This window comes from Pontibacterium sp., assembly GCF_041587635.1.
Classification (GTDB): Bacteria; Pseudomonadota; Gammaproteobacteria; order Pseudomonadales; family Balneatricaceae; genus Pontibacterium.
Window position 1 is genome coordinate 1 of record NZ_JBFGYC010000450.1, and the last position, 3329, is coordinate 3329.

Annotated in this window: 3 protein-coding genes and 2 tRNA genes; 2 read left to right on the top strand and 3 right to left on the bottom strand. The window is 49.9% G+C overall.

Annotation, left to right across the window (positions count from 1 at the left end):
* Both ABYW01_RS17260 and ABYW01_RS17265 read left to right on the top strand, forming a co-directional pair.
* Nucleotides 1-1032 (top strand): diguanylate cyclase (locus ABYW01_RS17260; RefSeq protein WP_372835126.1); only part of this gene is annotated, 1032 nt, incomplete at its 5' end.
* 34 nt (nt 1033-1066) lie between these two features.
* Nucleotides 1067-1420: a VanZ family protein gene (locus tag ABYW01_RS17265; protein WP_372835129.1), complete on the top strand. Its 354-nt coding sequence runs from the start codon at nt 1067-1069 to the stop codon at nt 1418-1420.
* A gap of 576 nt (nt 1421-1996) precedes the next feature.
* Here the strand turns inward: ABYW01_RS17265 and ABYW01_RS17270 are convergent.
* From ABYW01_RS17270 to ABYW01_RS17280, 3 genes are all read right to left on the bottom strand, one after another.
* Nucleotides 1997-2947: a DUF3179 domain-containing protein gene (locus tag ABYW01_RS17270; RefSeq protein ID WP_372835131.1), complete on the bottom strand. Its 951-nt coding sequence runs from the start codon at nt 2945-2947 to the stop codon at nt 1997-1999.
* A 94-nt stretch (nt 2948-3041) separates the two neighbouring features.
* A tRNA-Leu gene (locus ABYW01_RS17275) sits at nt 3042-3128 on the bottom strand.
* Between the two features lie 97 nt (nt 3129-3225).
* Nucleotides 3226-3312: transfer RNA gene (locus ABYW01_RS17280), tRNA-Leu, on the bottom strand.
* Nucleotides 3313-3329: the final 17 nt, after the last annotated feature.

A 3329-nucleotide genomic window follows, 5' to 3' on the forward strand; every position in this document is an offset into this window, starting at 1 on the left:
ATGCCCGCCGTCGTTGCGGTACACGACCGCTCCACGTACGGAGAAACCTCGGAAGAGCTGGGAGATAAGCGCTTGGCGGTGCGAGTCGACTCGGTATTTCTGGAGATTCTGCGTAACCGTTACCCCAATGCAACGATCCTGCCCGTCAACACCGTCAGCGAAGGGCTGAAGCGGGTAGAAACGCAAGATGTCTTCGGCTTTATCGATGCGCCTGCCAGCATTAGTCACACCCTGCAAAAAGAGCATATGCTGGGCATCACCCTGTACGATACGCTGAACGATCAGTGGGATATCAGTGTGGCGGTACGGCGAGATAATCAAGTCCTGCTGGACGTATTCAATAACGCCATCGCAAACCTGTCGCCGCGGGAACACAACAGCATCGCCAATCAGTGGTTGAACATCAACTACGCCTATAAAGTGGACTACACCCATATCTGGCTGATTGGCGCCGCATTCTGTTTGCTGATACTACTGATCGCTTATCGCTACAAGGTCATATCTGACTACAACACCCAATTGAAGTTCATGGCACAACACGACCCACTCACGGGTATCTATAACCGCAATAAACTCTACGAATATCTGAACAACGAACTCAAGCTGTATCAACGTTATCAACGTCATTTTGCGGTCATCTTTTTTGACGTTGATGACTTTAAACAGGTAAACGATTCCTATGGTCACAACGAGGGTGATCGTGCACTGAGTCAGCTGGCCAGCATTGTGAATCAGGAGCTCCGCGAAACCGACCACTTTGGTCGCTGGGGCGGTGAGGAGTTTCTGATCGTGCTGCCTGAAGCCCGATTATCAACGGCGTTGCTGATTGCTGAAAAGCTACGTCAGGCAATAGCGTCATACGATTTTCACTTTGATAATCATCCAATCACCTGTAGCTTTGGTATCGCCGAGGTACAGGAGGGCGATACAATTGAAACCTTGATACACCGCGCAGACGAGGCATTGTATTTCGCGAAGAGTGAAGGGAAAAACTGCACCCGATCTGCACAGCCCTCAGCCGAGTCAGCATAAACCGACAGACCCGTTTTCAAATAAGGACATATCCATGCCGTTCCAGCTCAGGCTGCGTCAGCTTCCCTTTTACTGCCTGCTTTTTCTCGTAACCTATCTCAGCACTATGCCCTCCGTAGAGACACCCGGCGTGGATCTATCTGACAAAATCCTGCACTTTCTGGCCTATTTTGGCGTCGCAGGGGCTGCCTACTTTGGCTTTCCCAAAGCCAGCTGGCGATTGGCTGCGTTTGTCATTCTCTGGGGTATAGGGATTGAACTGGTGCAATGGCAACTGCCCACCCGGATGTTTGAGCTTCTGGATATTCTGGCCAACAGTTTAGGATGTCTGGCAGGCTGGCAGCTTATGCAACTGCTTCGTCATCTGTACCGACGTATAACCGCCTAAGGTCTATCCCTCTGATCGATAACCCCCGGCCAATACCGGGGTGTAGATCTTATCTGTATCCCTTATCTCCATATCGGTTGCAGTCGTGAACATGCACAACCTACCACCATGACAAACTTGTCACTTACCACAATCTAAATATGTCAAAAATGTCACACCAAACAGATAACCCATCTTTACACCATTCTAATCAACAAAACATTATTCTTTAATATCAATCAGTTACAGAAAAACAAATTAGTTGGCACCGCCATTGCTATATACCTGACAAAGCGAAAGATATTTAGATTATGCGAGGAACCAAGCTATGTCACATGATGCACAAGGTGTTGAAGTAATCGGCGTTGTCCCTACTGTTCTGATGGTTCTGGGCGGGCTGGCTGTCGCCATTTTCCCACTGCTGGTTCAAATCGGTCTGTTGCTCTAAAAAATCTGCAAACAAGTCCGAGACGGTCTCTGAAAATCAGAGTCGTGTCGGACTTGTTCGTAAATACCCTGAAGGTTCCAACCCTCGATTCCTTCCCGTTCTATCACCCTGCCCAATCAGGGTTTTCGCCGGAGCATTGCTCCGGCTTTTTATTGCACGCGATAAATCTCGGTGTCTGGGTGGAACGCATACCAGGCAAACCAGAAAACGTTCACCGCAGGCAGCTCGGCCCCTGCTTCATTAAAAACCCGCCCGGTACGCTTTCGCGTATCAAAACGAATTTCTAAGGTACGACCGGCAAAGTTATCCCACACCAGCTGGACCTTCTGCTTAGCCAGTTCAGCAAACGGGTAGGCTTTGAAGTGACCGTTGATCTCTACACCCAACACGCGCTCTTTGGGATGATATTTCTGACTACTAAAGGCCACCGGGAAAAAGACACCGTCATCGCTAGCATACTGTTGATAAGGGTTATAACGGTAATCGCGCCGATAGCCTGTTTCCCGGCTCAGCACCGAGCCTTGTGGATAACGCTTGCGCCAGTCAGACCAGACCTCAAGGTTTAGAGGCAGCATCTCAAGACGCTCACCTTTCAGCGGCCCTGAAATCGCTTGTGTTTTCAGCTGCGACCAGAGAGATTGGGTTTCATGATCATAGAGCAAGACATCGCTGTTATAGAGCAACCCGGAAACGCCAAACGTCAGGTTTCTGCCTGCGACGTTGGGGGAGAAGGCCATGCCACTGCCGCACAAGGGACAGTAGGTAATCAGTACCGGTTTTCCGGCAATCTGGTCATTGACCACTTCATGCCAGTTAAGAATGGCCAGCGGGTAGGCACGTTGCTGCCCCTGCCAGTCCAATGTCAGTACCAGCGCATCGGGCTTAAGCCAGTTGGATTGCTCAACAGATTGAAAACGGGGATCAGAAATTGCAGGGATGCCGTCCTTTTCAGGACCACCGGCATGAATTTCATCTGCAGGAATGAGGGAATCAGATATATCAAAGCCGTTGTACGCCTGCACATGGGATCGAATAACCCAGACAACAAGCAATGCAAACGTGACGACCAGCCAGAATCGGGAGGTTCGAAATATCGCCATAGCAAACACTCAGAGCTGTAATGTCTGATGTTTTTGATCAATTACTATGGAAAAAATTCAATTTCGGCTGAATGCCTAAAGGAGGATTACCGATTGGTGCAGATGGGGAGACTCGAACTCCCACGCCCTTGCGAGCACTAGCACCTGAAGCTAGCGTGTCTACCAATTCCACCACATCTGCGTCGGTTTCGTATTTTTTGTCCGGTTACGGTCCGGCTGATCGGTCACTTTCGGAGTAGTTCACCTACTTCATTTTAGCCTCGTGAGCTTTGTGAAGTTGGTGCAGATGGGGAGACTCGAACTCCCACGCCCTTGCGAGCACTAGCACCTGAAGCTAGCGTGTCTACCAATTCCACCACATCTGCTTCGAAAGTGGGGCGTA